The sequence below is a fragment of the Microvirga flavescens genome (assembly GCF_003290125.1).
Taxonomy (GTDB): Bacteria; Pseudomonadota; Alphaproteobacteria; order Rhizobiales; family Beijerinckiaceae; genus Microvirga; species Microvirga flavescens.
In genome coordinates this window covers 59,239-86,106 of sequence record NZ_QMKH01000009.1, presented here as the reverse complement: position 1 = coordinate 86,106, position 26,868 = coordinate 59,239, and the positions used below count along the sequence as shown (strand labels likewise).

The following is a 26,868-nucleotide window of genomic DNA, read 5'->3' as shown; positions in this document are numbered from 1 at the left end:
GAGCGTCTTGTTCTTGCTGAAGAGCGCGTTGTCGAGCCAGATCGAGTCGTCCTTGACGCTGTAGTCCTTGATCGTGTCGAAGTTGACCTTGCGGTCCGTCTTGGCCGTGCCCAGCTTGCCGTCGAAGACGAAGATGTCCTTGCCCTTGCCGCCCGTCAGGACGTCATTGCCATAGCCGCCCGAAAGCGTGTCGTCGCCGTCGCCGCCATTGAGCTGGTCGTTGCCGTCCCGCCCGGCGAGCCAGTCGTTTCCTGCGCCGCCGCCGAGCTGATCGTTGTTCTTGCCGCCGAAGATGGTGTCGGCTTCCTCCGAGCCGGAGGTGATCTCGGTCGCGACGTCGCTGACATTGATCGTGAAAACCTGCTCGACGGTGTGCCCTGCCAGATCCTTGGCCTCGACCTTGATCTGGTGGGTGGTTGCCCGCTCGTAGTCGAGCCGGAGGCCGTTCTTCACGACGAGCCTGTTGTTCTCGATCGCGAAGGCTCCGGACCGATCCTCCACCAGGCGATAGGTGAGGAAATCGCCGGGATCGGTGGTCGCGGAGAACACGCCGACCTCGTCGCCCGTTGCGGCCAACTCGCTGATCGTGCCGCCAAGGATGTGAAGGTTGCTCGGAGCCTCTTCGACATCGGCGATGGCGATGGTGATCTCCTGTACGCCGTAGCGCACGGGCGTGCCTGAATCCATGGCCTGGATCTTGAAGGTGAAAACGCCGCCTGGGTAGGCTTCGTGATCGAAGCTGGCGCCGGCCTTCAGCTTGAGATGGAATGTGCCGGCGGTCCTGCCGGTCACGATCTCGAGCGGGAAGCCCGCATCCACTGCCGATCCGTCACTGTTGAGCAGAACGTAACCTGTGATGGTCTGGCTGGTATCGGCATCGGTGGCGGTAATCTCGCCCAAATCAAGCCCGGGTTCGCCATTCTCGGCAAAGGTGAGGGCGACGGCGCCACCCACTTTGATGTCGACCGGATCGGCCTCGTTGACGTCGGTGAGATCGATGGTGATCTCCTGCACGCTGGAGCGGGCAGGGGAGCCGGAATCTGTGGCCTTGATCTTCAGCACATGGGTGCGATGAGCCGCAGTCTCGTAGTCGAGGCCCGCCTTGAGCTTGATCTGATTGTCAACGATCTCGAAGAAGGTGTTCTCGATCACGTTGCCATCTTCATCGACGAAGGCATAGCTGATCGTCTGCTGTGTGTCGGCATCGGTTGCGGAAAGCGTGCCGACGGCCTCGCCCACTGTCAGGCTTTCGTTGATGACGATGTGTGTCTGGCCGTTGAGGTGGATGTTGGTGGGATCGGCCTCGTTCGCATCGGTGAGATTGACGGTGATGGTGTCGCGCACGACAGCGCCGCCGCTATCGGTTACCTTGATATGGACGGTCTGGCTCCGCAGCGCGGCATCCTCGTAATCGAGGTGAGCTGTCGCCTTGAGCTTGAGCTTGCCTCCGGCGATCTCGAACAGGGCATGGTCGATCGGATTGCCCGCGTCATCGACGATTTCATAAGTGAAGCCCTCTACCGGGCTGTCTTTGTCGAGATCGAGAGCAGAAAGAGTGCCTATCTCTTCTCCAGGAGACAGAGCCTCCGAAATCGAAATGCTATCGCCGGAGTTGATCTGCACGCCCGTGGGATCGTTGTTGAGGCGGAAACGCTGCTGCTCGATGCTGACATTGGCGCCGTTTGTGTGGGCCCAAGCGAGGATCCAAGAGCCGTCCTTCAAGGATTGAACGACTGGAGAGGCAAAAGACCCGCTAGGCGCCACGATGCTCACATTGCCGCCGATAGGCGTACCATCGGCAGCATAGACTTGATAGCCGATCTTGGTGCCGAAGCCATCCAACCATGTCATAATCCAGCCACCGCCAGGGAGTGCGGTGACACTGGGATTAGACTCGTCGCCGAATACATCGGTATTAACGCGGGTTTCCTCACCGACGGGCACACCATCAGCCGTGTAGCGGCGTTGGAAAATTCCGGAGAAATAACCATCTGGCGCTCTCCATGCCACAACCCAACCTCCATCATCGAGAGTTGTGACAACGGCCTCTCCGGCTCGACCCGACGTCCCGCTGACTTTGGTCTCTGTCCCCACGGTCGAGCCATCGACATTATAGCGCTGCTGGTACAGGTCGTAGTAGTCGTCAGCTCTCTTCGACAACCATGTGACAAGCCAGCCGCCATCGTCGAAAGCGGTTATTTCCGGGTTTGTTTGTTCGTTGGTCGTCGTCGTGTTGACAACGGTTTCGCCGCCGACCTTGTCGCCGTTTGCACTGTAGCGCTGCTGGAAGATATCGTAGGTTCCGGCGCTGCCTGCGCCCCCTGTCCAGGTGACGATCCACCCTCCATCGGCGAGTGCCACCGTATCCGGAAGAGACTGAGACCCTGCGGTTGTCGTATTCACGAGCGTTTCACCGCCGACCTTGCCGGTATTCGAATAGCGCTGCTGGAAAATACCCACGGTATCGCCAGGGCCGTTGCCGGACCAGGTGACAACCCAGGTGCCGTCATGGAGGCCTGTCGCAGCCGGATTGCTTTGCGAACCTGTTGTCGTCGTGTTGATCCGGATCTCCGGGCCCACGGCATTGCCGAGGACATCGTAGCGCTGTTGGTAGATGCCCCACAGGTCGCCATCCTCGTAGAGAGTCTGCCAGGTTACGACCCAACCGCCATCCTTGAGCATTTCGACGGTCGGATGGTTATGTGAGCGCGCCGTGTTCAAAGTGGCGCGAGTCTGAGTTCCGACTTCAATGACGCGGGGGCTCATAAATTCCTCCAAACGGGATGCGTTAAGATTGCTGTCCCAACAGTGCCTATAATGGGCGAGAAAAAATAACTATATAATATTTCATTACATTGTCCTTCAAAGGCGCTTCACATGTGGATTTTCTCGAGCCGGAAGTCGCCCTGTGAATAATCTTTCAAAAGAACAAAAAAAGAACTTGCGAGCGGGAACAAAAAGTGTACGGATGGGTCATCAACACTCGTTGAGACTCAAGTGCAGCCCGTGCCATAAGGAAGCTCAGTCATGTCTCAGTCCTCTCTGCGACTGGTGGAAAGCTCATCAATGGATAAAGACAAGTCGAAAGCTCTCGATGCCGCGCTCTCACAGATCGAGCGCAGCTTTGGCAAGGGCTCGATCATGCGGCTCGGCAAGAGCCAGAAGCCCCTCGAAATCGAAACGGTTTCGACTGGCTCCCTTGGCCTCGACATCGCGCTTGGCGTCGGCGGCCTGCCGCGCGGGCGCGTCATCGAGATCTACGGGCCGGAATCCTCGGGCAAGACGACGCTTGCCCTCCACACGGTGGCCGAGGCTCAGAAGAAGGGCGGCGTCTGTGCCTTCGTGGATGCGGAGCACGCCCTCGATCCGATCTATGCCCGCAAGCTCGGCGTGAACCTGGACGATCTCCTGATCTCCCAGCCCGATACCGGCGAACAGGCGCTCGAAATCGCCGATACCCTCGTGCGCTCCGGCGCCATCGACGTTCTCGTCATCGACTCTGTCGCCGCGCTGACTCCGAAGGCGGAGCTCGACGGCGAAATGGGCGACGTGCAGCCCGGCCTTCAGGCCCGCCTCATGAGCCAGGCCCTGCGCAAGCTCACGGGTTCGATCTCTCGGTCGAACACGATGGTGATTTTCATCAACCAGATCCGCATGAAGATCGGCGTCATGTACGGCAGCCCCGAGACGACCACGGGCGGCAACGCGCTGAAGTTCTATGCCTCGGTGCGCCTCGACATCCGCCGCGTCTCGACGCTGAAGGACCGGGACGACGCTATCGGCAACTCGGTCCGCGTCAAGGTCGTCAAGAACAAGGTCGCGCCGCCCTTCAAGCAGGTCGAATTCGACATCATGTTCGGCGAAGGCGTCTCGAAGACGGGCGAGCTCATCGATCTCGGCGTCAAGGCCGGCATTGTCGAGAAATCCGGCGCATGGTTCTCCTACGACAGCCAGCGCCTCGGCCAGGGTCGTGAGAACGCCAAGCAGTTCCTCAGGGACAACCCGGACGTGGCCGACAAGATCGAGGCCCTGATCCGCCAGAATTCCGGTGTTCTCGCCGACCGAATCCTCGACGAGGCGACCCCGACGGCTGACGATCTCGATGAGGGTTCCGCCGACTAAGGCGGGCCCACCGATGCGGACGAAGCAACCGATCGTCCGCGTCGGGTCGTGTTGTCAGTTAAACTTGCTCTCCTTCAAGGGCAAACAAAGGCTGTCGCGAGAGATCGCGGCGGCCTTTTTGATGTGAGACCATTCCGGCGTGGCTCGATCATCGAGGCCATAAGTGTGACAGGCCCGCTTATGGCAGGTGAGCCGCGCCGTTTTTGCCGCCTATCAAAGTCTAAGGGCACCTTCGGCTGATTAGACGCCACGCCGCCTCGACAGAGGGAGCTGCTGCGGCTAAAACCGGCCCCCAACATAAGTTTCGGGTCCTCCAGGCCCCCTGCATCCGAGTTTGAGAACCCATGAGCGGCGTCAACGAAATCCGGTCGACCTTTCTTGATTACTTCGCCAAGAACGGCCACGAGGCTGTGTCTTCCAGCCCTCTTGTGCCGCGCAACGATCCAACGCTGATGTTCACGAACGCCGGCATGGTGCAGTTCAAGAACGTCTTCACCGGTGTCGAGAAGCGCCCCTATACGCGCGCCACCACCGCTCAGAAATGCGTCCGCGCCGGCGGCAAGCACAACGATCTCGACAATGTGGGCTACACCGCCCGCCACCACACCTTCTTCGAGATGCTGGGCAACTTCTCGTTCGGCGACTACTTCAAGGAACACGCCATCGAGCTCGCCTGGAACCTGATCACCAAGGAGTTTGACCTCACGAAGGAGCGCCTGCTCGTCACGGTCTACCACGATGACGAAGAGGCGGTGAGCTTGTGGAAGAAGATCGCCGGGTTCTCGGACTCCAAGATCATCCGCATCCCGACCTCGGACAATTTCTGGCAGATGGGCGATACCGGCCCTTGCGGCCCGTGCTCGGAAATCTTCATCGACCAGGGCGACAAGCTCTGGGGCGGCCCGCCCGGTTCTCCGGATGAGGATGGCGACCGGTTCCTTGAGTTCTGGAACCTCGTGTTCATGCAGTACGAGCAGATCGAGCCCGGTAATCGCATCGCGCTCCCGAAGCCCTCCATCGATACCGGCATGGGCCTTGAGCGTATCTCGGCGATCCTCCAGGGCGTGTATTCGAACTATGATACAGACCTGTTCCGCGCCCTCATCGAAGCCGTGGCGCATGCCACCGGCGTCGCGCCGGAGGGCGAGCGCAAGGCCTCGCACCGGGTGATCGCGGATCACTTGCGCACTTCGTGCTTCCTTGTTGCCGATGGCGTGCTGCCGTCGAACGAAGGGCGCGGTTACGTGCTTCGCCGCATCATGCGCCGTGCCATGCGTCATGCGGAACTGCTGGGCGCGAAGGAGCCGCTGATGCACCGCCTCGTGCCCGTGCTGGTGCGCGAGATGGGGCAGGCCTATCCGGAGCTGATCCGCGCCGAGGCGCTCATCACCGAGACGCTGAAGCTCGAAGAGACGCGCTTCCGCAAGACCCTCGAGCGCGGCCTGTCCATCCTCGACGAGGAGAGCCGCACGCTGGTGAAGGGTCAGAACCTTTCCGGCGATGTCGCCTTCACGCTCTATGACACTTACGGCTTCCCGCTCGATCTGACGCAGGACGCGCTGAAGTCGCGCGGCATCGGCGTCGATACGGAGACCTTCAACGCCGCCATGCAGCGCCAGCGCGAGATGGCGCGCGCCGCGTGGTCGGGTTCGGGTGAAGCGGCGACGGAAGCGGTCTGGTTCGGCCTGAAAGAGCGCGTCGGCGCGACGGACTTCCTCGGCTACGACACCGAGAATGCGGAAGGCGTGGTGCTCGCCCTGTTGAAGGACGGCAAGGAAGTCTCCGAGATCAAGGCCGGTGAGACGGGGCTCGTAGTGCTCAACCAGACGCCGTTCTATGGCGAATCCGGTGGCCAGGTCGGCGATACCGGCATCATGAAAGGCGAGGGCGCGCGCGCGCGCGTGACCGCGACCGAGAAGAAGCTTGGCGACCTTTTCGTTCATCACGTGACGGTCGAGCACGGCACGCTGAAGCCCAACCAGTCGCTGGAGCTCAACGTCGATCACGAGCGCCGCTCCGCCGTTCGCGCGAACCACTCGGCAACGCACCTTCTCCATGAGGCACTGCGGCAGGTGCTGGGCGATCACGTGGCGCAGAAGGGTTCGCTCGTCTCGCCCGATCGCCTGCGTTTCGATTTCAGTCATCCCAAGCCCGTCAGTGATGAGGAGGTCCAGCGCGTCGAGGACATCGCGAACCGCGCTCTTCTCCAGAACGAGCCGGTCGTAACCAAGCTCATGGGCGTGGAAGAGGCCATCGAGTCCGGTGCGCGTGCGCTGTTCGGCGAGAAGTATGGCGATGAAGTGCGCGTCGTCTCGATGGGCAAGGCGGATGGCAACAAGGCCTTCTCGGTCGAACTCTGCGGCGGCACTCATGTGAGCCGCACGGGCGATATCGGCGTCATCACCATCGTGTCTGAGGGCGCGGTGGCGTCCGGCGTGCGCCGTCTCGAGGCGATGACGGGTGATGCCGCGCGCCACCACCTGGCGGGCGAGAGCCGCAAGCTGCGCGAGATCGCGAACCTGCTGAAGACCCCCGCCGACGAGGCGTCGGACCGTCTCGCCGCGCTTCTCGAAGAGCGCCGCAAGCTCGAACGCGACCTGTCCGACGCGCGCCGCAAGCTCGCCATGGGCGGCGGAGGCGGCGCGGGCGAAGGTGAAGCGGTGCGCGAGGTCGGCAGCGTCAAGCTGATGGCGCGCGCGGTCTCCGGTGTCGAGATGAAGGACCTCAAGAGCCTGGCCGACGAGGGCAAGAAGCGCCTCGGCTCCGGCGTCGTCGCCATCGTCGGCGTTGCCGAGGACGGTAAGGCCGGCATCGTGGTCGCCGTCACCGAGGATCTGACCGCGAAGTTCGATGCCGTGTCGCTCGTGCGCGTCGGCTCGGAAAAGCTCGGCGGCAAGGGCGGCGGTGGACGCCGTGACATGGCCCAGGCGGGTGGACCGGATGGCGCGCAGGCGGAAGCCGCGCTCGCCGCCATCGAAGCGGCGATGGCATCGGCATAAAGCAAAAAGGCGGGACATTGCTCCCGCCTTTTCGTAAGTGATGCGCGCAATTTCAATCGTGATCGGGGTGCTGGCGTGAGGCCATTCTCGCCAGTTCCTCCGGCGTCGCATAATCTTCCGTTCTTTCACCCGGCAGGGTGTGCAGTCTATCGAAGACGGGGATTTTGCTTTCGAGGCCGTATTGAATCTCCGGCGTGACGCGCTCCGGCTCGTCGAGGCTGCCGATGGAGACGCTGATGCGGTCGTTCTCCAGATAGGAATAGGTCAGCGGCGTGCCGCAATCTCGGCAGAAGCCGCGCTCCACGGCTTCCGAACTCCGGAAGATGCCGGGCTGGCCTTTGGTCCAGACGAGATCTTCTCTCGGCACCCCCGTCAGCGGCGCGAAGTAATTGCCGAAAGCCTTCTGGCACATGCGGCAATGGCAGATGCTCGCATGGGTCGGTTCCGACATCAGCGCATAGCGCACCGCGCCGCATTGGCAGCCGCCGGTCATGATGGGTTTGCGTTGATCTGACATAGCCACCTTGGAGGTTGAGAACTCTGGTCAGCTATCTAGGGGCGCCAGCGCGATTAGAAATCCGCAGGCCCGCCTTCGCAGAATGAGAATGTCTTCGGCATGAAGCCCCGAGTGCCGACATCGTGCTTGATCGGTTCGAGGCGAGCCGTCTGCTGGCTCTTCTTTTGCGCCGACTTCGCGACGCCCGCGGGCCAGGAGGTCTCGTTCCAGGTGGCGGTCCAGTCGTGGAAGTGGCTTGCCGGATTGATCTCGAATTTCAGCGTGAGATAGCCGCTGGTCTCGTCCTGGCAATGCGGCGAGGTCTTCTGCTCTTTCTCCGTGAAGCAGGCGCGCACCGTCTTGGAGCAGCTGAACGGCACGTTGTTGTATCTGCGCTGATTCTCGCCGATCTCCGTCATGTCGGGATCGAGCGTCACGAAATCGGCGATGACGAATTCGGCGCCGCCGCCTGAATAGCCTTCCGTGATGCGGTTGAGAACGGCGACGGCCCAAAGGCCGGAGCCTGTGGGATAAAGGGCAGGGTGGATGTCGACCATCCTCGCCTCGGAGCCGTCCTCAGTCGCCGGCAGAGGATATTTCTCGAAGCTCCAGCGGTTCAAAAGCTGCCACTGGCCGGGGGCTTTCATTACGAGACGGGAAACCGTCCTGTTCGCCATCACGGCGTAGTACTCGGTCCCCGTTTCCGTCTTGCGCTCATAGAGCTTCGGTTCCTCGACCTTGTTGCATTCGAGGCCGGGCAGATTGCACATCCCCATGATCCAGTTGGGATCGAGCTTGTCGAGATCCTTGATCTCACGCAGGCGGATGGCCTGCGGCGTCTGTGCCTGGACGCCTGTTGCAGCTAGCAAGGCCGCTGCCAGGAAAGCGCAGGATAGACGCTTCAAAACGGAGATGCTCTTCATCGCGGGCTCCTTCGAGTTTCCCGTTATTCTATAACAAAAATGGCCGGGACAAGCCCGGCCATTTTCAATTCGTGTGAGAGGGCGCTTCTTTAAGCAGCCATCGCCTTTTTGAGGTTCTCGTCGATCTTGTCGAGGAAGCCGGTGGTGGAGAGCCACTTCTGTTCCGCGCCGACGAGGAGGGCGAGGTCCTTGGTCATGTAGCCGGCTTCCACCGTGTCCACGCAGACCTTCTCGAGGGTCGCGGCGAACTTGGCGAGCTCGGCGTTGTTGTCGAGCTTCGCGCGGTGGGCGAGGCCACGGGTCCAGGCGAAGATCGAGGCGATGGAGTTGGTCGAGGTCTCCTTGCCCTTCTGGTGCTCGCGGTAGTGGCGGGTCACGGTGCCGTGGGCGGCCTCCGCTTCCACCGTCTTGCCGTCCGGCGTCATCAGCACGGAGGTCATGAGGCCGAGCGAGCCGAAGCCCTGGGCCACGGTGTCGGACTGCACGTCGCCGTCGTAGTTCTTACAGGCCCACACATAGCCGCCCGACCACTTGAGGGCCGAGGCCACCATGTCGTCGATGAGGCGGTGCTCGTAGGTGATGCCGGCGGCGTCGAACTTCGCCTTGAACTCGTTCTGGTAGACTTCCTCGAAGATGTCCTTGAAGCGGCCGTCATAGGCCTTGAGGATCGTGTTCTTCGTGGAGAGGTAGACCGGATACTTGCGGTTCAGGCCGTAGTTCATCGAGGCGCGGGCGAATTCGCGGATCGACTCGTCGAGGTTGTACATCGCCATCGCGACGCCGGCGTCCGGGAACTTGAAGACTTCCTTCTCGATGACCGTGCCGTCATCGCCTTCGAACTTGATGGTCAGGCGGCCCTTGCCGGGCACCTTGAAGTCGGTCGCCTTGTACTGGTCGCCGAAGGCGTGACGGCCGACGATGATCGGCTGCGTCCAGCCCGGAACGAGGCGCGGAACGTTCTTGCAGATGATCGGCTCGCGGAAGATCACGCCGCCGAGGATGTTGCGGATCGTGCCGTTCGGCGACTTCCACATTTCCTTGAGGTTGAACTCCTTCACGCGGGCCTCGTCCGGCGTGATGGTGGCGCACTTGACGCCGACGCCATACTTCTTGATGGCCTCAGCCGCATCGACGGTGACCTTGTCGCTGGTGGCGTCACGGTTTTCGACGCTCAGGTCGTAGTACTTGAGGTCGATGTCGAGATAGGGGTGGATCAACTTGTCCTTGATGAAGTGCCAAATAATGCGGGTCATCTCGTCGCCGTCGAGTTCGACGACCGGATTGGCAACCTTGATCTTCGCCATGATCTCACCTTGCTCTGGATGGGAATGAAGCTCCCCGGACGGGGAAACCGTTGCGGGGGCTATAGCGCGGCTTGAGCTTGGGGGGAAGCGGGGCGCACGATTTCACCCCGGCAAAAGGGGATGCCCTGACCAGCAATCTGCCAAGGGCTTGAGAGCTTCTATTGGCCCTTCACCGCCGTGACATGGAGCCAGTCCGTCGGTTTTCCGTCATAGCCCCCGCCGACCTTCGCCTCGATGTTGAAGGCTTGCCATTCGAACGCGCCGTAGGTGCTGCGCAGCCAGTCCTCGCTTGGGTAGTTGAAATACCGCCCGAACGCGTCGTGGCCCTCCCGCGTGCCCGCTTTGAAGCTCGCGAAGAAAATTCCGCCGGGTTTCAAAGCCTTGTGGATACACGCGATGATGCCGGGAAGGCCTGCGCGGGGTACGTGAAGCAGGCAGGCATGGGCAAAGACGCCGTCGTATCGCGCATCCTCGTTCAAGTCCTCGAAGCGCAACACGGCGACAGGCCGCCCCAGCCGCTTTTCCGCTTGCAGCGCAATCTCCGGTGATCCGTCGGTCGGGGTGACGTCGTAACCTGCCGCGATCATCGTCTCGCTGTCCTGCCCGCCGCCGCATCCGAGTTCCAGGATGGCCCCTCCAGCCGGCACGAGCGCCAGAAACCTTTCGAGAACGGCCAATTCGGCCGGGCGCTCTCGCGACGTGTAAGCCTCGGCTTCCGCAGCGTAGAAATTCAGCGTTCTCGAGTCGCGATCAGCCATGCCATTGCAAGTCATCGCGGGGACCTCCAGCGAATTCAGGTGTAATAAAGTTGTCAAAGGCCTCAGGCAAAAGTGGGTTGGTACAGGATTTTCGTCCAAATTTGCCTTGGCGTGCGCTTTCGCACCGCCCCTGAAGAAATTCTGTATTGAAATTCCGTTCGTATTGAGCATTTCATGCCGCTAGGTAAATTTTACCTGTCGCACTTTGGGGGAAAACAATGCGTCTTGCTTTTATCATCGGCGCTGCCGCGCTCGCTCTCGCGGGTTGCCAGACGTCCGAGCAATCGATGTCCAATGCCCAGTCGGTTTGCCTTGAATCGGGTCTGAAGCCCGGCACGGCAGCTTACACCCGCTGCACCAACGCCAACTACCGCAACAACGTCGCCCAGTCGCAGCAGGCAGCGAACCAGGTCGCCGTCGGCACGGCGGTCGGCGTTCTCGGCGGCGCGGCCATTGGCGCTGCGGCGGCTCGCCCGCACTACTATTGCAGTGGCTGGGGCTGCTGGTAAGCGCCTTTAGTATCGATTTCGAAAAGCCTCCTCGGGGACTCCTCGAGGAGGCTTTTTCTTATCTGCGCCGCAAGGTGCGGACCCTAGTCACGATGCCGTTTTCGGGGGTATGGGGTAACATTCGCTCATCCTTCCGCCCGATCCCGTATCATGGCCGTTCAGAACGCCCCCATTCGCCCCGTCATCATCCTCGTCGAGCCGCAGATGGCCGAGAACATCGGCATGGCGGCGCGGGCGATGGCGAATTTCGGGCTGGCCGAAATGCGCCTCGTCGCCCCGCGCAACGGCTGGCCGAAGAAGGGCGCGCATTCGGCGGCGTCGGGCGCGACCCATATTCTGGAGAACGCGAAGCTCTACGACACGGCCAGTGAAGCCATCGCGGATCTCAATTTCGTCTTTGCCACCACCGCCCGCGAGCGAGGGCAGATGAAGCGGGTCTTCGGGCCGGAGCCTGCCATGCAGGAAGCGCACCGGCGGATCGTCGAAGGGCAGGGCGTCGGCGTTCTCTTTGGGCGCGAGCGCACGGGGCTGGAGAACGATGAGGTCGCATTGGCCGATGCCATCGTCACCTTTCCGGTGGACGCGAAGTTCTCTTCCCTGAACCTTGCGCAGGCGGTGTTGCTGATTTCATACGAGTGGAACAAGCAGGTCGTCGGCGAGGGCTTACCCTTCGGCGGGGAACGCCGCTCGCCGCCCGCGCTGCGGGAGCAGGTTCTCTCCTTCTTCGATTATCTCGAGGAGGAACTGGAGGCTGTGAACTTCTATCCGCCCGACAAGAAGCCGAGCATGACCCGCAACATGCGCGACATCTTCCATCGCCTGGAGATGACCGAGCAGGACGTGCGCACCCTCAGAGGGGCGATTCGCGCCCTTGCAGAGGGTCGCCGGTTGAGAAAGCCTTAAAGAAATTCTGCTTTGCTGCACCTGGGCGCTTTTGTGCGCTCGATGTTCATTGAGTATTTCCATGCGCCGCTCGCTGATGACCCTTCTCGTTTTGGGATCCTGCTTCGCCGCCTCCTGGTCTCAGGCCGCGACATCGCCGAAACAGCCCGAGCAGGGCCCCGGCGGCACGGATTATGTGGGCGAGGGTGTCACCAAGCGAGGCATCGGCACGGCGAGCGCGGGCGCTTACGTGTTCCACGCGAATACACCCCCCACGGAGCCGCGCCCTGTCGTCGTCATCCTGCATTCCTGGGGCGGGACCAATCCGGGGCTCTATGGCGGGTGGATCGAGCATCTGGCGCGCAAGGGCAATCTCGTGATCTTCCCGCGCTTCCAGGAAGTGAACCGGACGAAGCCCGCCGACGCCACGAAGCTCGCGGCGAGCATTCTCGCAAATACGCTCGAGAGCCTGGCGCAGGACGCGAACGCGCGGCCCGATCTCGACCGCGTGGCCTATATCGGGCATCTGGCGGGTGTGCCCGTCGCCCTCAACCTCGCCACGGGAGCGGGGCAGGAGGGGCTGCCGCAGCCCAAGCTCATTCTTGCGCTCATGCCGGGTGGCATCGCCTCCGGTGAGAAGTCGCGCGGCATTCCGCTCGACGATCTTGCCGCCATCGACGCCTCGACGCTCCTCATCACCATGAGTGGGGATCGGGACTATCTGCCTGCCGACCGCACGGCGAAACGCATCTTGAAGGAAACCGTGCAGATCCCCGCGAGCCGCAAGCTGTTCATGCGGGTAGGGTCGGACGATCACGGATATCCGGCCCTGACCGCGACGCTGGTTTCCCCCGGCTCGCCCAAGCCCGGCTACGACGCTGCCGACATCAAGCTGCCTCCCGATCCGCCGAAGGACCCGAAGCAGAAGAGCCCGTGGAAATGGAGCGCCGATATGTCGCTCACGGGCGAGCAGACCCTGCTCACCGTCCAGATCGGCAACAACGCCACCGATACCCTCGACTATCTCGCTTTCTGGAAGACCTTCGACCTTGCCGCCGAAGCCGCCTTCACGGGCAAGGACGCGGCGGCCCTGCGCAAGGACGCCCGCCTGACCGACATGGGGACATGGACCGACGGCTGGCCCGTGCGCCGTCTTTCCGCCGAAGTGCCGAAGGATCCAGCCTCCGCCGAGGACCAGCCTGCCAAGGGGCCGCGCCGGCGGCTCAACTGAGCAGGGGAGGGCGAGATGCACGTCGATCTTCTGGCGGGAAGGGTTTATAACCCAGCCACCATGCCGACGCCCGTGCCGACCATCCTCGTCTTCGATTCCGGCCTTGGCGGTCTCACCGTCTTCGCCGAAGTGCTCAAGGCGCGGCCGGATGCGCGTTACGTCTATGCCGCCGACGATGCCGGCTTTCCTTATGGCCGCTGGGGCGAGGAGGAGCTTGCCGCCCGCGTCGTCCATGTCATGGAACGGCTGATCGCGGTGCACCGGCCCGATCTTGTCGTCGTCGCCTGCAACACGGCCTCGACCCTCGTGCTGCCGCACTTGCGGGCGCGGTTTTCCATTCCCTTCGTCGGCACCGTTCCCGCCATCAAGCCCGCCGCTCAGGCGAGCCGCTCGGGGCGGGTGACGGTTCTTGGAACGCCCGGTACCGTGGCGCGGGATTACACGCGCGATCTCATCGAGACCTATGCGGCGGGCTGCGACGTGACCCTTGTCGGCTCGCGCCTCCTTGCGGGCTTCGCGGAAGCGGAGCTTTCAGGCACGCCCGTTTCCGATGCCGAAATCCTCGCCGAGCTTTCGCCCTGCTTCGTGGATGACGGCAATGGACGCACCGACGTCGTGGCGCTTGCATGCACCCATTACCCGCTGCTTCTGCCGCGCTTCAAGGCTCTCGCGCCCTGGCCGGTGACCTGGATCGATCCCGCTCCCGCCATCGCGCGGCGCGTCGTGCAACTCATCGGCACGCCGGTGCCGGGGCACGAGGCCGGCGACGACGAGGCTGTCGTCGTCTTCACCGAAGGACGGGATTTGAATCCTTCGCTACGCGCCGCCCTGCGCGACAAGGGTCTGCCGATCGCGGTCGTGGAGCCGCTGCCGCTCACGAGGGCCTAGCGGCCGCTTTTCGCGCGGCTTTCCTGCACCTTGAATTCCGCCCGCCGGCCCACACAACTTCGTGTGAAGGTGAACCCTCTTTCCCTCTCATTGCTTAGTCTGGGCGAAGAGCGTGTGCGGTGAGTTCCCATGGCTCAGGCGGTGCCGAAGAAATCCCTGTCGGCGCGCGGTGTTCTCGGTGCGCTGATCGCGCTTGCCTTGATCGTGGGCGGATATTTCGGCTGGCGCGGTTTGCAGTCACGCGATGATCGTGCGCGGGCCGCCTTGTCTCAGCAGACGCCGCAGGCAGTGCCCGTGCAGGCCGCGCCCGTGAAGATGAGCGACGTTCCAATTTATCTGACGGGGCTCGGCTCCGTGCAGGCCTTCAACACCGTGACGATCCGCTCCCGCGTCGATGGCGAGATCCAGCACATCGCCTTCACGGAAGGGCAGACAGTCAATGAAGGTGATCTTCTGGTTCAGATCGATCCGCGCCCCTATCAGGCGGCGCTCGATCAGGCTGTCGCCAAGAAGGCGCAGGACGAGGCGACATTGGTGAGTGCTAATGCGGATCTGGAGCGCACACGCCAGCTTTCCGAGCGCTCCTTTGCGTCGAAGCAGCAATTCGATCAGCAGCAGGCGACCGTCAATGCGCTGATGGCGCAGATCAAGGCCGACCAGGCCGCCATCGACAATGCGCAGACGCAGCTCAGCTACACCACAATCCGCTCGCCCGTCGCAGGCCTTACGGGATTCAGGTTGGTCGATCAGGGCAACATCGTACACGCCGCCGACACAAGCGGGATCGTTCAGATCACACAGATCGAACCCATTTCGGTGGTGTTCACGGTCCCCGAAGATCAGTTGCCCTCGGTCAATCGCGCGCAAAAGGAGGCGCCGCTGAAAGTGACCGCGCTGAGCTCGGACGGCAAGCAGGTTCTGGGCGAGGGCGAGGTGAGGCTTCTGAACAATCAGGTGGACACGGCGACCGGCACTATCCGCATGAAAGCCGCCTTCGACAATCACAACCACGCCCTGTGGCCGGGCCTTTCCGTGAGCACGCGGCTTCTCGTACAGACCTTGAAGGGTGTTGCGACGGTGCCGGGCACGGCGGTTCAGCGTGGCCCGAACGGACTTTACGTCTATGTCGTCAAACCGGACAACACGGTTGAGATGCGGCAGGTTCAGGTCGGCCCGATCACCGAGAACAGCGCCGTCATCGAGGAGGGGCTGAAACCGGGAGAACTGGTCGTGACCGCCGGTCATTCCCGCCTCCGGCCGGGGGCGAAGGTCGAGGTTGCGGATGGTGGGGCGCGGCAAATGGCGACGCAGGAGCGCTAAGTGCCATGAACGGTGGAATTTCGGCGCCTTTCATCCGCTACCCGATCGCGACGACGCTGTTGATGGTGGGCGTTCTCTTTGCCGGTGTCGTCGCCTATCCGCTTCTGCCCGTCGCGCCGCTTCCGCAGGTCGATTTCCCGACGATCCAGGTCTCGGCGGCCCTGCCGGGCGCGAGCCCGGAGACGATGGCGTCCTCGGTCGCGCAGCCGCTGGAGCGGCAGCTCGGCCAGATTCCGGGTGTGACCCAGATGTCCTCTTCGAGCGCGCTCGGCGCGACTTCGATCACGGTTCAGTTCGATCTCGACCGGAACATCGATGCAGCCGCGCAGGATGTTCAGGCGGCCATCACCGCCGCCGGAGGGCAGCTTCCGAAAAACCTGCCCAATCCGCCGACCTATCGAAAGGTCAACCCGGCGGACACGCCCATTCTGATCATCTCGGTGACCTCGGACAGCCTGCCGCTGACGGAGGTGGATGACAACGCCGACACCAAGCTCGCACAACAGGTGAGCCAGATTTCCGGCGTGGCGCAGGTCACTATCGGCGGCGAGCAGAAGCCCGCGATCCGCGTGCAGATCGATCCGGCGAAACTCGTCAACAAGAACCTCTCGCTGGAGGATGTGAGAGCCAAGCTCGCCATCTCGACAGTGGACAGTCCGAAAGGCTCCGTCGACGGCAAGGACCGCAGCTTCACCATCTATGCCAACGATCAGCTGACACGGGCGGAGGAGTGGAACGACGTCATCGTCTCCTATCAGGAAGGCGCGCCGGTGCGCGTCCGCGATATCGGGCGGGCCGTCGCCGGGCCTGAGAACGCCAAGCTCGCGGCCTGGAGCAACGGCAAGCGCGGCGTGTTCCTGATCGTCTACAAACAACCGGGCGCCAATGTCATCGACACGGTGAACCGCATCAAGGCGCAGTTGCCGCGCCTGCAGGCGGCCCTTCCTCCAGCCATCAATGTCGGCATTCTCAGCGACAGGACGCAGACGATCCGCGCTTCGGTGGCGGATGTGCAATTCACGCTGATGATTACGATCCTTCTCGTGGTGCTCGTGATCTTTCTCTTTTTACGCAAACTCTGGGCGACGGTGATCCCGAGCGTGACTGTGCCGCTGGCTCTGCTCGGGACGTTCGGTCTCATGCACCTTGCCGGCTACAGCCTCGACAATCTCTCGCTGATGGCGCTGACAATTTCCGTCGGTTTCGTGGTCGACGACGCCATCGTCATGCTCGAGAATATCGTGCGGCATGTGGAGCAGGGCGAACAGCCGATGGAGGCCGCCTACAAAGGCGCGGGCGAGATCGGGTTCACGATCCTGTCCATCAGCATATCGCTGGTCGCTGTCTTTCTGCCGCTGCTGCTCATGGGCGGCATCATCGGGCGGCTGTTCCGTGAATTCTCGATGGTCTTGTCGATGGCCGTTGCGGTCTCGGCCGTCGTCTCCCTGACGCTGACGCCGATGATGGCGTCGCGGCTCCTCAAGCCGGAATCCGGAAACCGGAAGCAGAGCAGGCTCTCGCACGGGATGGAAAGATTTTTCATCGGTCTGGAGCATGCTTACGAGCGCGCGCTGGATGGCGTCCTGCGGCACCAGTTCACGACGCTACTCGTGTTCTTCGCAACGCTTGCGGCGACGGTCTATCTCTTCATCGTCATCCCCAAAGGCTTCTTCCCGCAACAGGACACGGGATTGATACAGGGCACGTCCGAAGCCGCGCAGGACATTTCGTTCAAAGACATGATGCGAAGGCAGCAGATGCTGGGAGAGATCGTTATCCGCGATCCGGATGTCGACACGTTGGCGATGGCGGTCGGCGGGGGCGGTGCATCAACCCTCAATACGGGGCGCATGTATATCAGCCTGAAGCCGCGATCTCAGCGCGAGGCCACGGCGAGCGAGATCATTGCGCGGTTGAGGCCGCAACTCGAGAAGGTGGAGGGCATCCGCCTTTTCCTGCAGGCCGCGCAGGACATCAATGTCGGCGGGCGTCAGGCGCGCACGCAATTCCAGTACACGCTTCAGGACGCCAATCTCGACGAGCTCAACGAATGGGCGCCGAAGGTCCTGGACAAGCTGAAGACGCTGCCCGAATTGCAGGATGTCGCGACCGATCAGCAGATCAGCGGTACGACCCTGTCGCTCACGATCAATCGCGATCAGGCCTCGCGCTTCGGCTTCACGCCCCAGATGATCGACGACACACTCTACGATGCGTTCGGTCAGCGCCAGATCACGCAGTATTTCACGCAGTTGAACAGCTACAACGTCGTCATGGAAATCCTGCCTGATCTGCAGGGCGAAACGGAGACGCTCAATCAGATCTACCTGAAATCGCCGATCTCGGGCGAGCAGGTTCCGCTCTCGACTTTCGCGAAATGGACGACGCGCAAAATCGCACCGCTCTCCATCAACCATCAGGGCCAGTTCCCGGCGGTGACGATCAGCTTCAATCTCGCGCCGGGCGTCGCGCTCAGCCAGGCGACGGAGGCGATCCAGCGGGCGGAACGCGAGCTTGCCATACCCGCTGCGCTGGTTGGCACGTTCCAGGGCAATGCGCAGGCTTTCCAGGCCTCGCTCTCAACCGTGCCCCTGCTCATCGTTGCCGCCCTCGTCGTCGTCTACCTCATCCTCGGTATCCTCTACGAGAGCTACGTCCATCCCCTCACGATCCTCTCGACGCTGCCCTCGGCGGGGCTGGGGGCGCTCGCGACATTGATGCTGTTCGGGATCGACTTCAGCCTGATCGCCTTCATCGGCCTCATCCTCCTGATCGGCATCGTGAAGAAGAACGGCATCATGATGGTGGATTTCGCCATCACCGCCGAACGGGACGGGGGGCTCTCCAGCGAAGAGGCCATCCGCAAGGCGGCGCTGCTCCGGTTCCGGCCCATCATGATGACGACGATGGCGGCGCTCCTGGGCGGTGTGCCCCTCATGCTCGGCCACGGCACCGGCTCGGAAATCCGCCAGCCCCTGGGTTATGCGATGGTCGGCGGCCTTCTCGTCAGCCAGGCCCTGACGTTGTTCACGACGCCGGTGATCTATATCTACCTCGACCGCCTGTCCCTGGCGGCGCGGGCCCGGTGGCGCGGGGAAAGGCCTGCGCAGAAGGCTTCCCAGCCGGCCGAGTGATCCTCCGGCGGGCCGGTTCATTGACTCCCCCGCCTTTTTCCCTTAAGGCCCCTCCATCCGCGCGGTCCCCTGGGGCCGCGTTGGCTATTTACGCACCCGTGGCCCGGCTTTCAGTCGGCCTGTCGTCCCCGAGAGGGGAAGAGGAGGGCGCGTTCCTCGCAAATTCGACAACAAAGAGGAACAGCGATGTCGAAGCGCATTCAGGCCAAGCACAAGCTTGACCGCCGCATGGGCCAAAATATCTGGGGTCGCCCGAAGAGCCCCGTCAACCGCCGCGAATACGGCCCCGGCCAGCACGGCCAGCGCCGCAAGGGCAAGATGTCCGACTTCGGCACGCAGCTGCGCGCCAAGCAGAAGCTCAAGGGCTACTACGCCAACATCACCGAGAAGCAGTTCCGCCGCTACTACGCGGAAGCGATCCGCCTCAAGGGCGACTCGGGCGAAAACCTCGTCGGCCTGCTCGAGCGCCGTCTCGACGCGGTCGTCTACCGCGCGAAGTTCGTTGCGACCCCGTTCGCCGCTCGACAGTTCGTCAATCACGGTCACGTGAAGGTCAACGGCCGCCGCGTGAACATTCCGAGCTATCAGGTCAAGGCCGGCGACGTGATCGAGGTCAAGGACAAGTCGAAGCAGCTTGAAGTCGTCGTTGTGGCGAGCCAGCTCGCCGAGCGCGACGTTCCGGACTACATCGAGGTCGATCACTCCAAGATGACCGCCAAGATGACCCGCATCCCGACCCTCTCCGAGGTTCCCTATGCGGTTCAGATGGAACCGAACCTCGTGATCGAGTTCTATTCGCGCTAATCCGCGAACAGCGAAATCAATACGAGAAGGCCGCCCATCCGGGCGGCCTTTTTGTTTTCATCCTCATGGGATCAATGGCTCGGGCGCTAACCCGTCCCGTGCTGTTGCTTGTTACTGTTGCGTCTGCGGAGCCTTGCCGCCGCGGCCTCGGCCGTGGTGCTCCATCATTCTCTCGTGTTCACGCATGCGCATGATCCGGCCGGCGGCCATGGGGCGCATGAGAACCGGGAGAAGCTTCTTCTGGTTTTCATCGAGGGAGGCCCAGAACGGCTTCATGGCCGTCGTGAGGTTCTTCAGCGTTTCCGCAGCCTGCGAGGTGCGGTCGGAGGCGCGCTCCATGATGGTCATCATGTCGGGACGCTCCGACTGATTCCGGCTCCGGAACTCTTCTGCGAACTTGGCATGCTGTGCCGCTTGCGCACGTAAAGCCTGCTCGACAGGCGGCCAGAGTTTCTGCTGCTCGGGGGTGAGTTTGAGGCCCGCCTGAATGCCGGCGATTTTGGCATCTGTCAGGGCCGTCATGTCGGCAGCGGTCATCGCCGGGCGGCGTTGCTGCTGGCCTTGCTGAGGTTGAGCTGCGGGTTGGGCATAGGCCGCCGCGCCTGCGAGGGCGATAGCGGAGGCGGCGGTCAGGATTGCGAGTGGGTTCATCTCTTTGTCTCCTCCATGGTTGCGGAGGAAAGTTGGACCGTGGCCGCTATCCAGCAAGTGACGGCCACATGAACTTTTCGTCATTAAGAGCATGATCAGAACAAGTGGACACCGGTTGTTCGTCTGGATCATGCGGCAAATGAAACTGGAGGCTGAGCGTGCTTCAAAGAAACACGATCAGCCTCCAGCCGTTCACGTTTCAGAGACGTTTGAGAAACCCCGCGAAGCGCATCAACCCTTCAGGCCAGGGGCCATGCCCGCTCTCCGTGTTGAGGTGCCCGGATTCGCCCGCGTCGATCAGCGCCGATCCCCAGGCATAGGCGTGATCCTCAGCGGTGGCGTAACTGCAATAGGGATCGTTGCGGGAGGCAATGAGCACTGACGGGAAGGGCAGGGGATCGCGCGGCACGGGTGCGAAGGCGCGGTCGGCGGCCGAGGGAAAGTCGGGATGCTCCGCATCCGGCATGCCGACGAGGAAAGCGCCCTTGACGTTCGTACCGGCAAGAAGCGGAGCCGCGTGGGCGACGGCGAGCGTTCCGAGGCTGTGCGCCACCAGAACGACAGGCCGCTTCGCCTTCTTCACCTCGCGCGCGATCCGCTCGATCCAGGCCTGCCTGTCGGGAGCATCCCAATCGTCCTGCTCGATGCGGCGGGCGGTGGAGAGCTGGCGCTCCCACCGGCTCTGCCAGTGATCGGGACCGGAATTGGAATAGCCGGGGATGATGAGGATATCGCAGTCGGAGGTTTTCATACCTCAGCACGTAAACGCTTTTTCCAGCGTTTCAAGCCGCCGACTTCGACGCCCGCTCCTCCGCCCGCTTCAACAGATCTTCCCGCTCGGCGATGTAGTCGCGGGTCAGCGGCACCACGTCGTTGCGGCGGGTGAGCTGGAGCTGGAACACTACGGAATCCTGGAACCGGAAGGCGGATTCCGACATGGCGAGGTAGCAATCCCACATCCGGAAGAACCGCTCGTCATAGAGGCGCACGATCTCTTCCCGGTGGGCGTGGCAGCGTTCGCGCCAGGCTTTCAGCGTATAGGCGTAGTGAAGCCGCAGCACCTCCACATCTGTCACGACGAGGCCGGATCGCTCGATGGCCGGCATCAGCTCGGAGAGCGTCGGCAGATGCCCGCCGGGGAAGATGTAGCGTTCGATCCAGGGATTGGTGGGGAAGGGCTCCCCCGTGCGGCCGATGGTGTGCAGCAACATCACCCCATCCTCCTTCAGGAGGCGGCGGCAGGTCTGGAAATAGGCGTCGTAGGACGGCACACCCACATGCTCGAACATGCCGACGGAGACGATGCGATCGAAGGAACCCGTGGTCGCGCGATAGTCTTCCAACTCGAAGTGGATGCGGTCCGCGACACCAGCTTCCGCCGCCCGCTTGCGGGAAACGCCGAGCTGTTCTTCCGATAGGGTCACGCCCTTGAGCGAGCCCGCTCCGGCGATGCGCGTGAGATAAAGACCAAGGCCGCCCCAACCCGAACCGATATCGAGAACTTTCTGGCCGGGCTCCACGAGGAGCTTTGCCGCGATATGGCGCTTCTTGGCGAGTTGTGCCTCTTCCAGCGAGGTATCCGGCGTGTCGAAATAGGCGCAGGAATATTGCCGATCCGCGTCGAGAAACAGGGCGTAGAGGCGGCTGTCGAGGTCATAGTGGTGCGCCACGTTCCGTTTCGAGCGATGGGCGTCGTTCTCATGGCGCAGTTGCAGCCAGGTGCGGATCTTGCGCAGGCGATGGAGCGGCAGGTCGTCCAGCTCTCCGTGGGTGTCCTGCAAGAGAAGCTGCAGAAGATCGAAGATGTCGCCGCGCTCGATGACGAGGCGCCCGTCCATGTAAAGCTCGCCAAGCTTCAACTCGGGATGCAGGCACAGGGCGAGCTGGGCGGTGGCGTCCGTGAAGCGGATGGCGACCTTCGGCAAGCCCTCGTCACCGAAGGCGTAACGCTGACCTCTGGAGGTCGTCATTTCCAGCGAGCCATGTTTGACAGCGCGGCTCAAGGCCGCAACGATCAGATTTTCCGACAGCACTGTGCTTCCCCCTCACGCCATACCTCTTACGGGTATGATTGTTGTGCGAGGGGGGCCGGATTTCCAGTCCTCCGATGCAGACCTAGCCTGCGCCGAAGACACGCTTGAAGATCGTATCGACGTGCTTGAAGTGATAGCCGAGGTCGAAACAGTTCTCGATTTCGGCGGGCGTCAGGGCGGTGGTGACGTCCTTGTCGTTCTTCAGAAGGGTGAGGAAGTCGCCTTCGCCGCGCCAGACCGGCATGGCGTTGCGCTGGACGAGCCGATAGGCGTCCTCGCGGGAGACGCCCTTCTGCGTCAGCGCCAACAGGACGCGCTGGGAGTGAACGAGACCCCCGAGGCGGTCCAGGTTCTTCTGCATGTTCTCGGGATAGACCACGAGCTTGTCGATGACGTTGGTTAGCCGCGCCAGGGCAAAGTCCAGGGTCACGGTGGCGTCGGGGCCGATCATGCGCTCAACGGAGGAGTGGGAAATGTCCCGCTCGTGCCAGAGCGCCACGTTCTCCATCGCCGGCAGGGCATAGGCGCGCACCATGCGGGCAAGGCCGGTGAGGTTTTCCGTCAGCACGGGGTTGCGCTTGTGCGGCATGGCGGAGGAACCCTTCTGGCCGGCAGAGAAGAACTCCTCCGCTTCCAGAACCTCGCTGCGCTGCAGGTGGCGCACTTCGATGGCCAGGCGCTCGATGGACGAGGCGACGACGCCGAGCGTCGCGAAATACATGGCGTGGCGGTCGCGGGGGATGACCTGGGTTGAGACCGGCTCGGCCTCGAGCCCCATCTTCTCCGCAACGTATTCCTCCACGCGCGGGTCGATATTGGCGAAGGTGCCGACCGCGCCGGAAATGGCGCAGGTGGCGACCTCGCGGCGGGCTTCGATGAGGCGCAGCTTGCAGCGCTCGAATTCCGCATAAGCCTGGGCGAGCTTGAGGCCGAAGGTCACCGGCTCCGCATGAATGCCGTGCGAACGGCCGATGGTCGGCGTCATCTTGTGCTCGAAGGCGCGGCGCTTGATGGCGGCGAGAAGCCCTTCGATGTCCTTGAGCAGAATGTCCGTGGCGCGCACGAGCTGCACGTTGAAGCAGGTGTCGAGCACGTCGGAGGAGGTCATGCCCTGGTGCACGAAGCGGGCTTCGGGCCCGACGATCTCGGAAAGATGCGTCAGGAAGGCGATGACGTCGTGCTTCACCTCGCGCTCGATGGTGTCGATGCGCTCCACGTCGAAGGTCGCCTTGGAGCCTTTCTCCCAGACGAGGTCGGCGGCCTCTTTTGGCACCACGCCGAGATCGGCGAGGGCCGTGGTGGCGTGCGCTTCGATCTCAAACCAGATGCGGAACTTGGTCTCGGGCGACCAGATCGCAACCATGTCGGGGCGGCTGTAGCGGGGGATCATGGTCTGGTGCCTCGTGCGGTTGGAGGAGAAGAGGGAAAGGGTCAGCGGGCCTTTTCGGCGGCCGCGCGGATGGCGGCGATGTTCGGGGCGTAGGCCGAGGGGCCGCCCTTGAAGGCGGCGGAACCGGCGACCAGCACGTTCGCGCCGGCCTCGGCCACGAGAGGCGCGGTCTCGGGCGTCACGCCGCCATCGACCTCGATGTCGATGTTCCGATTGCCGACCATTTTCTTGATGCGGCGGATCTTCTCGCAGACGGAGCCGATGAAGGCCTGCCCGCCGAAGCCGGGATTGACCGTCATGCACAGGATCAGGTCCACCATGTCGAGCACCGGCTCGATGGCGTGCTCGGACGTGCCTGGGTTGAGCACGATGCCCGCCTTCTTGCCGAGATGGCGGATGGTCTGGAGCGAGCGGTGGATATGGGGTACCGCCTCCGCGTGGATGCTGATGATGTCAGCGCCTGCCTTGGCGAAGGCCTCCAGATATGGGTCCGTCGGCGCGATCATCAGGTGCACATCGAACACCTTGGCCGAGTGCGGGCGGATCGCCTTCACGATGTCGGGGCCAAGGGTGATGTTGGGCACGAAATGCCCGTCCATCACGTCGATGTGGATCCAGTCGCCGCCGGCGGCGTCGACGGCACGGACTTCCTCGCCGAGCTTCGCGAAATCAGCGGAAAGGATCGAGGGGGCAATGAGCAGGGGACGGGTCATGACGGGGCGGTAGCATGCCCGCGCCCTTGACTGCAACAGGTCGCAGCGTCGCCACAGCCATGATCTGCGGGAAAGGCATGGACGGGGGGAAGGCGGCGGATTATGAACGTAGCAATCGTGAGGGCGGGAAACGAACCTCACGCTCTCGGCGACGAGAGACGCCAAATGGGGAAATGGGCTTCATGCGTACGGATGTAGTCGTTCTTGGCGCCGGTATTGTCGGCGTGTCGATCGCTTTGCACCTTCAGAAAAAGGGGCGCTCCGTGCTCCTGGTGGACCGGCGGCGGCCCGCCGAGGAAACCTCCTTCGGCAATGCGGGCCTCATCCAGCGCGAGGGCGTCTATCCTTACGGCTTCCCGCACGATTTCGGCGCGCTTCTGCGCTATGCGCTCAACAACACCATCGACGCGCACTATCACCTGGCGGCTTTGCCGCACATCGCGCCCTTCCTGTTCCAGTACTGGATGCACTCCCGCCCCTCGCATCATAAGGCGATTGCGCGCCTCTACGCGCCCCTGATCGAGCGTTGCGTGACCGAGCATATGGCCCTCGCCACGGAGGCGGGCTCGACGGACCTCATCCGCCACAAGGGCTGGATCAAGGTGTTCCGCTCCGAAAAGGCGATGGAAACGCAGGTCAAGGACGCGGAGCAGGTGAAACGCGATTTCGGCGTGAACTTCGCGGCCCTGAACAGCGCGGGCGTCAGCGAGCTTGAGCCGCACCTCACCGCCCCGCTCGTCGGCGGCCTGCACTGGACGGACCCGGCCTCGGTCATCGATCCGCACGGCCTGACCATGTCCTACGTCACCCTGTTCGAAAAGCTCGGCGGCAAGCTTGCGGGCGGCGATGCCAAGACCCTCGAGCAGACCGCCACCGGCTGGCGTGTTCAGACCGAGAACGGCCCTGTCGAGGCCGGCGCGGCGGTCGTGGCCCTCGGCCCCTGGGCCGACGTGGTCACCAAGCGCCTCGGCTATCATCTGCCGCTTGCCGTGAAGCGCGGCTACCACATGCATTACAAGCCGGAAGGCAACGCCATCCTCAACCACCCGACGCTCGATTTCGAGCGTGGCTACTTCCTCGCCCCGATGGTCAAGGGCATCCGCCTCACCACGGGCGCGGAATTCGCCCTGCGCGATGCGCCGAAGACGCCCGTGCAGCTCCGGCGGGCCGAGCCCATCGCGCGCAGCCTGTTCCCGCTCGGCGAGCGGCTCGACGCCGAGCCGTGGATGGGCATGCGCCCCTGCACGCCGGACATGATGCCGATCATCGGCCCGGCCCCGAAGCATAAGGACCTCTGGTTCGGCTTCGGCCACGCCCATCACGGCCTGACCCTCGGCCCGATCACGGGCCGCCTGCTGGCCGAGATGATCACGGGCGGTGAGACGGTGGTGGACCCGACGCCGTATCGGGTGGACCGGTTCTAAGCGCTTGCCCGCAGGCACATTTAGAGCAACCCCTCACAAGATAGCGAGCCTATCCGATTAGAGGGGGAATTGCTTGAATGACGAGGTGGAGCATTTATGATCTGCCCCAACGTTACAGGGGGAGCGGATGCTGGGGGGCACCCGGTCGCTGATAAGCGACATCTACGAAGCTGCAGTCATTCCTGAGCGATGGTTCGAGGTTCTCAATCGGATTTCCGCCCTTGCAGGAGCCGAGGGGGGCTTTGTTGCCGCCGTCAGCGGAAGAGGCGAACGATCCTGGGTCGCTACGGATTACTATCAGCCCATTCTGGCTGATTGGTATGCCGATGGCTGGCATTTGCAAAACACCTGGATCAAGCGCGGCCTTCAGCGCAAGCGCCTTCGGTTCTTCGACGAGACCGATCTTTTTGCACCCGGCGAAGTTGATTCAATTCCCATGTATCGGGATTTTCACCGTCCGCGTGGCGGCGGGTGGTCCGCTGGTGCCATCATGCAGATCCCTGGCAACGGCCTTGTTTGCATGCGCTTCGAGCGTCGCTACGATCAGGGGCCTTTGGAGCGGGACATGAGGGCGAATCTCAATCTCCTCCGGGCGCACCTCGCGCGCGCCTCCTTCCTGTTTACGAATCTCGCAACGCGGCAGGCCCGATCGGCGGTTTCTGCTCTCGAGTTCATGGATGTTCCCGCTGCGGTGCTCACCCGGAACGGCCGCCTTTTGGCTTGCAATCGAGCCATGGAGACCCGGCTTTCTCAGCTAACGGTGGGCGCCGGTGATCGGGTCACCTTTACGAATGAAGAGGCTCAACGCCATTTGAGCGAGAGCCTCGAACAGATTACGGCCGGCTTGTTCAATCAGTTGCGCGGTCCCATTTTTCTCCCGGCCACGGAAGAGCACGGGCCTTCTGTCGCTTATCTGATCCCGATGCGCGGCGCCGCCCAGGATCTGTTCGGCTGCGAGAGCTCGTTGCTCATGATCCGGCCGGCTGAGAACCGGCTCATGGATTTGGTGCGGACCCGCTTTGCCATTGATGCCGGTGAGGCTCAGCACTGGGGAAGACTGATTGCGGCCACCTCTCCACGCCTGGCCGCAGCGCTCCTTGCCTCGACTGAGAACGTTCAAGCCACCCTCGACTGGGCGCTTGGAAACACACAAAGCAGATTGGAAGCTCGCATCGCGAACTTCTTATCGCGGCTCGGGAACGATCCAGAATACAGCTCCACCGCAAGGCAGGCTGCGGCACTCCCGCTCTAGACTTTGATCGTTTAATTGAAACGATCAAAGTCTTA

The 26,868-nt window shown here is 62.7% G+C and carries 21 protein-coding genes; 11 read left to right on the top strand and 10 right to left on the bottom strand.

Annotated features, from left to right (window positions below):
- Positions 1–2,766: cadherin domain-containing protein (locus DQW91_RS17250; protein ID WP_198411885.1), on the bottom strand; the 2,766-nt coding region annotated here is incomplete at its 3' end.
- A 261-nt stretch (positions 2,767–3,027) separates the two neighbouring features.
- On the opposite strand from DQW91_RS17250, the gene recA reads away from it, so the two are divergent.
- Together recA and alaS are read left to right on the top strand one after the other, a co-directional pair.
- Entirely contained in the window at positions 3,028–4,122 is a 1,095-nt protein-coding gene (recA, locus tag DQW91_RS15440; RefSeq protein ID WP_112664540.1) for a recombinase RecA, read from the top strand.
- Between the two features lie 344 nt (positions 4,123–4,466).
- Entirely contained in the window at positions 4,467–7,121 is a 2,655-nt protein-coding gene (gene alaS / locus DQW91_RS15435; protein WP_112664539.1) for an alanine--tRNA ligase, read from the top strand.
- A 52-nt stretch (positions 7,122–7,173) separates the two neighbouring features.
- On the opposite strand, the gene DQW91_RS15430 is transcribed toward alaS, so the two are convergent.
- From DQW91_RS15430 to DQW91_RS15415, 4 genes are all read right to left on the bottom strand, one after another.
- Positions 7,174–7,638, bottom strand: a complete 465-nt coding sequence (locus DQW91_RS15430) for a GFA family protein (RefSeq protein WP_112664538.1) — start codon at positions 7,636–7,638, stop codon at positions 7,174–7,176.
- Between the two features lie 53 nt (positions 7,639–7,691).
- Positions 7,692–8,540, bottom strand: coding sequence for a hypothetical protein (locus DQW91_RS15425; RefSeq protein WP_112664537.1), 849 nt, complete (start codon positions 8,538–8,540; stop codon positions 7,692–7,694).
- Positions 8,541–8,629: 89 nt separating this feature from the next.
- The gene (locus DQW91_RS15420) at positions 8,630–9,844 is read right to left on the bottom strand and encodes an NADP-dependent isocitrate dehydrogenase (protein ID WP_112664536.1); all 1,215 of its coding nucleotides are present in this window, start codon (positions 9,842–9,844) and stop codon (positions 8,630–8,632) included.
- Positions 9,845–10,002: 158 nt separating this feature from the next.
- A complete protein-coding gene (locus tag DQW91_RS15415) occupies positions 10,003–10,602 on the bottom strand; it encodes a class I SAM-dependent methyltransferase (protein WP_112664535.1) in 600 nt (199 codons plus the stop codon).
- A gap of 218 nt (positions 10,603–10,820) precedes the next feature.
- Between DQW91_RS15415 and DQW91_RS15410 the strand changes: the two genes are divergently transcribed.
- The 7 genes from DQW91_RS15410 to rpsD all read left to right on the top strand — a co-directional run bounded on the left by DQW91_RS15410 (position 10,821) and on the right by rpsD (position 19,370).
- The gene (locus DQW91_RS15410) at positions 10,821–11,111 is read left to right on the top strand and encodes a hypothetical protein (RefSeq protein WP_112664534.1); all 291 of its coding nucleotides are present in this window, start codon (positions 10,821–10,823) and stop codon (positions 11,109–11,111) included.
- Between the two features lie 150 nt (positions 11,112–11,261).
- Positions 11,262–12,014 (top strand): RNA methyltransferase, encoded by a 753-nt coding sequence (locus DQW91_RS15405; protein WP_112664533.1) that lies wholly within the window; start codon positions 11,262–11,264, stop codon positions 12,012–12,014.
- 61 nt (positions 12,015–12,075) lie between these two features.
- Positions 12,076–13,224, top strand: coding sequence for a dienelactone hydrolase family protein (locus DQW91_RS15400; RefSeq protein WP_112664532.1), 1,149 nt, complete (start codon positions 12,076–12,078; stop codon positions 13,222–13,224).
- Between the two features lie 15 nt (positions 13,225–13,239).
- Complete coding sequence (murI, locus tag DQW91_RS15395) at positions 13,240–14,112, top strand: glutamate racemase (protein ID WP_112664531.1); 873 nt, start codon at positions 13,240–13,242, stop codon at positions 14,110–14,112.
- A gap of 129 nt (positions 14,113–14,241) precedes the next feature.
- Positions 14,242–15,432, top strand: a complete 1,191-nt coding sequence (locus DQW91_RS15390; protein ID WP_112664530.1) for an efflux RND transporter periplasmic adaptor subunit — start codon at positions 14,242–14,244, stop codon at positions 15,430–15,432.
- Between the two features lie 5 nt (positions 15,433–15,437).
- Positions 15,438–18,566 (top strand): multidrug efflux RND transporter permease subunit, encoded by a 3,129-nt coding sequence (locus DQW91_RS15385; protein WP_112664529.1) that lies wholly within the window; start codon positions 15,438–15,440, stop codon positions 18,564–18,566.
- A 186-nt stretch (positions 18,567–18,752) separates the two neighbouring features.
- Complete coding sequence (gene rpsD, locus DQW91_RS15380; protein WP_112664528.1) at positions 18,753–19,370, top strand: 30S ribosomal protein S4; 618 nt, start codon at positions 18,753–18,755, stop codon at positions 19,368–19,370.
- 111 nt (positions 19,371–19,481) lie between these two features.
- On the opposite strand, the gene DQW91_RS15375 is transcribed toward rpsD, so the two are convergent.
- The 5 genes from DQW91_RS15375 to rpe all read right to left on the bottom strand — a co-directional run bounded on the left by DQW91_RS15375 (position 19,482) and on the right by rpe (position 24,157).
- Positions 19,482–20,021: a Spy/CpxP family protein refolding chaperone gene (locus DQW91_RS15375; RefSeq protein WP_157961468.1), complete on the bottom strand. Its 540-nt coding sequence runs from the start codon at positions 20,019–20,021 to the stop codon at positions 19,482–19,484.
- Positions 20,022–20,220: 199 nt separating this feature from the next.
- The gene (locus tag DQW91_RS15370; RefSeq protein WP_112664526.1) at positions 20,221–20,772 is read right to left on the bottom strand and encodes an RBBP9/YdeN family alpha/beta hydrolase; all 552 of its coding nucleotides are present in this window, start codon (positions 20,770–20,772) and stop codon (positions 20,221–20,223) included.
- A 31-nt stretch (positions 20,773–20,803) separates the two neighbouring features.
- Entirely contained in the window at positions 20,804–22,054 is a 1,251-nt protein-coding gene (locus tag DQW91_RS15365; RefSeq protein WP_281024044.1) for a cyclopropane fatty acid synthase, read from the bottom strand.
- A gap of 82 nt (positions 22,055–22,136) precedes the next feature.
- Complete coding sequence (gene purB, locus DQW91_RS15360; protein ID WP_112664525.1) at positions 22,137–23,444, bottom strand: adenylosuccinate lyase; 1,308 nt, start codon at positions 23,442–23,444, stop codon at positions 22,137–22,139.
- A gap of 41 nt (positions 23,445–23,485) precedes the next feature.
- Positions 23,486–24,157 carry a ribulose-phosphate 3-epimerase gene (gene rpe, locus DQW91_RS15355; RefSeq protein WP_112664524.1) on the bottom strand — a complete coding sequence of 224 codons (672 nt, stop codon included), beginning with the start codon at positions 24,155–24,157 and terminating at the stop codon, positions 23,486–23,488.
- A 182-nt stretch (positions 24,158–24,339) separates the two neighbouring features.
- On the opposite strand from rpe, the gene DQW91_RS15350 reads away from it, so the two are divergent.
- Entirely contained in the window at positions 24,340–25,581 is a 1,242-nt protein-coding gene (locus DQW91_RS15350; RefSeq protein WP_112664552.1) for an NAD(P)/FAD-dependent oxidoreductase, read from the top strand.
- Between the two features lie 127 nt (positions 25,582–25,708).
- Entirely contained in the window at positions 25,709–26,833 is a 1,125-nt protein-coding gene (locus DQW91_RS15345; protein WP_112664523.1) for a hypothetical protein, read from the top strand.
- The last annotated feature ends 35 nt before the right edge of the window (positions 26,834–26,868 follow it).

Excerpts from the sequence above, each read along its gene's own strand:
- recA (WP_112664540.1), top strand. The coding sequence starts at position 3,028 with ATGTCTCAGTCCTCTCTGCGACTGGTGGAAAGCTCATCAATGGATAAA.
- alaS (WP_112664539.1), top strand. The coding sequence starts at position 4,467 with ATGAGCGGCGTCAACGAAATCCGGTCGACCTTTCTTGATTACTTCGCC.
- DQW91_RS15430 (WP_112664538.1), bottom strand. The coding sequence starts at position 7,638 with ATGTCAGATCAACGCAAACCCATCATGACCGGCGGCTGCCAATGCGGC.
- DQW91_RS15425 (WP_112664537.1), bottom strand. The coding sequence starts at position 8,540 with ATGAAGAGCATCTCCGTTTTGAAGCGTCTATCCTGCGCTTTCCTGGCA.
- DQW91_RS15420 (WP_112664536.1), bottom strand. The coding sequence starts at position 9,844 with ATGGCGAAGATCAAGGTTGCCAATCCGGTCGTCGAACTCGACGGCGAC.
- DQW91_RS15415 (WP_112664535.1), bottom strand. The coding sequence starts at position 10,602 with ATGGCTGATCGCGACTCGAGAACGCTGAATTTCTACGCTGCGGAAGCC.
- DQW91_RS15410 (WP_112664534.1), top strand. The coding sequence starts at position 10,821 with ATGCGTCTTGCTTTTATCATCGGCGCTGCCGCGCTCGCTCTCGCGGGT.
- DQW91_RS15405 (WP_112664533.1), top strand. The coding sequence starts at position 11,262 with ATGGCCGTTCAGAACGCCCCCATTCGCCCCGTCATCATCCTCGTCGAG.
- DQW91_RS15400 (WP_112664532.1), top strand. The coding sequence starts at position 12,076 with ATGCGCCGCTCGCTGATGACCCTTCTCGTTTTGGGATCCTGCTTCGCC.
- murI (WP_112664531.1), top strand. The coding sequence starts at position 13,240 with ATGCACGTCGATCTTCTGGCGGGAAGGGTTTATAACCCAGCCACCATG.
- DQW91_RS15390 (WP_112664530.1), top strand. The coding sequence starts at position 14,242 with ATGGCTCAGGCGGTGCCGAAGAAATCCCTGTCGGCGCGCGGTGTTCTC.
- DQW91_RS15385 (WP_112664529.1), top strand. The coding sequence starts at position 15,438 with ATGAACGGTGGAATTTCGGCGCCTTTCATCCGCTACCCGATCGCGACG.
- rpsD (WP_112664528.1), top strand. The coding sequence starts at position 18,753 with ATGTCGAAGCGCATTCAGGCCAAGCACAAGCTTGACCGCCGCATGGGC.
- DQW91_RS15375 (WP_157961468.1), bottom strand. The coding sequence starts at position 20,021 with ATGAACCCACTCGCAATCCTGACCGCCGCCTCCGCTATCGCCCTCGCA.
- DQW91_RS15370 (WP_112664526.1), bottom strand. The coding sequence starts at position 20,772 with ATGAAAACCTCCGACTGCGATATCCTCATCATCCCCGGCTATTCCAAT.
- purB (WP_112664525.1), bottom strand. The coding sequence starts at position 23,444 with ATGATCCCCCGCTACAGCCGCCCCGACATGGTTGCGATCTGGTCGCCC.
- rpe (WP_112664524.1), bottom strand. The coding sequence starts at position 24,157 with ATGACCCGTCCCCTGCTCATTGCCCCCTCGATCCTTTCCGCTGATTTC.
- DQW91_RS15350 (WP_112664552.1), top strand. The coding sequence starts at position 24,340 with ATGCGTACGGATGTAGTCGTTCTTGGCGCCGGTATTGTCGGCGTGTCG.
- DQW91_RS15345 (WP_112664523.1), top strand. The coding sequence starts at position 25,709 with ATGCTGGGGGGCACCCGGTCGCTGATAAGCGACATCTACGAAGCTGCA.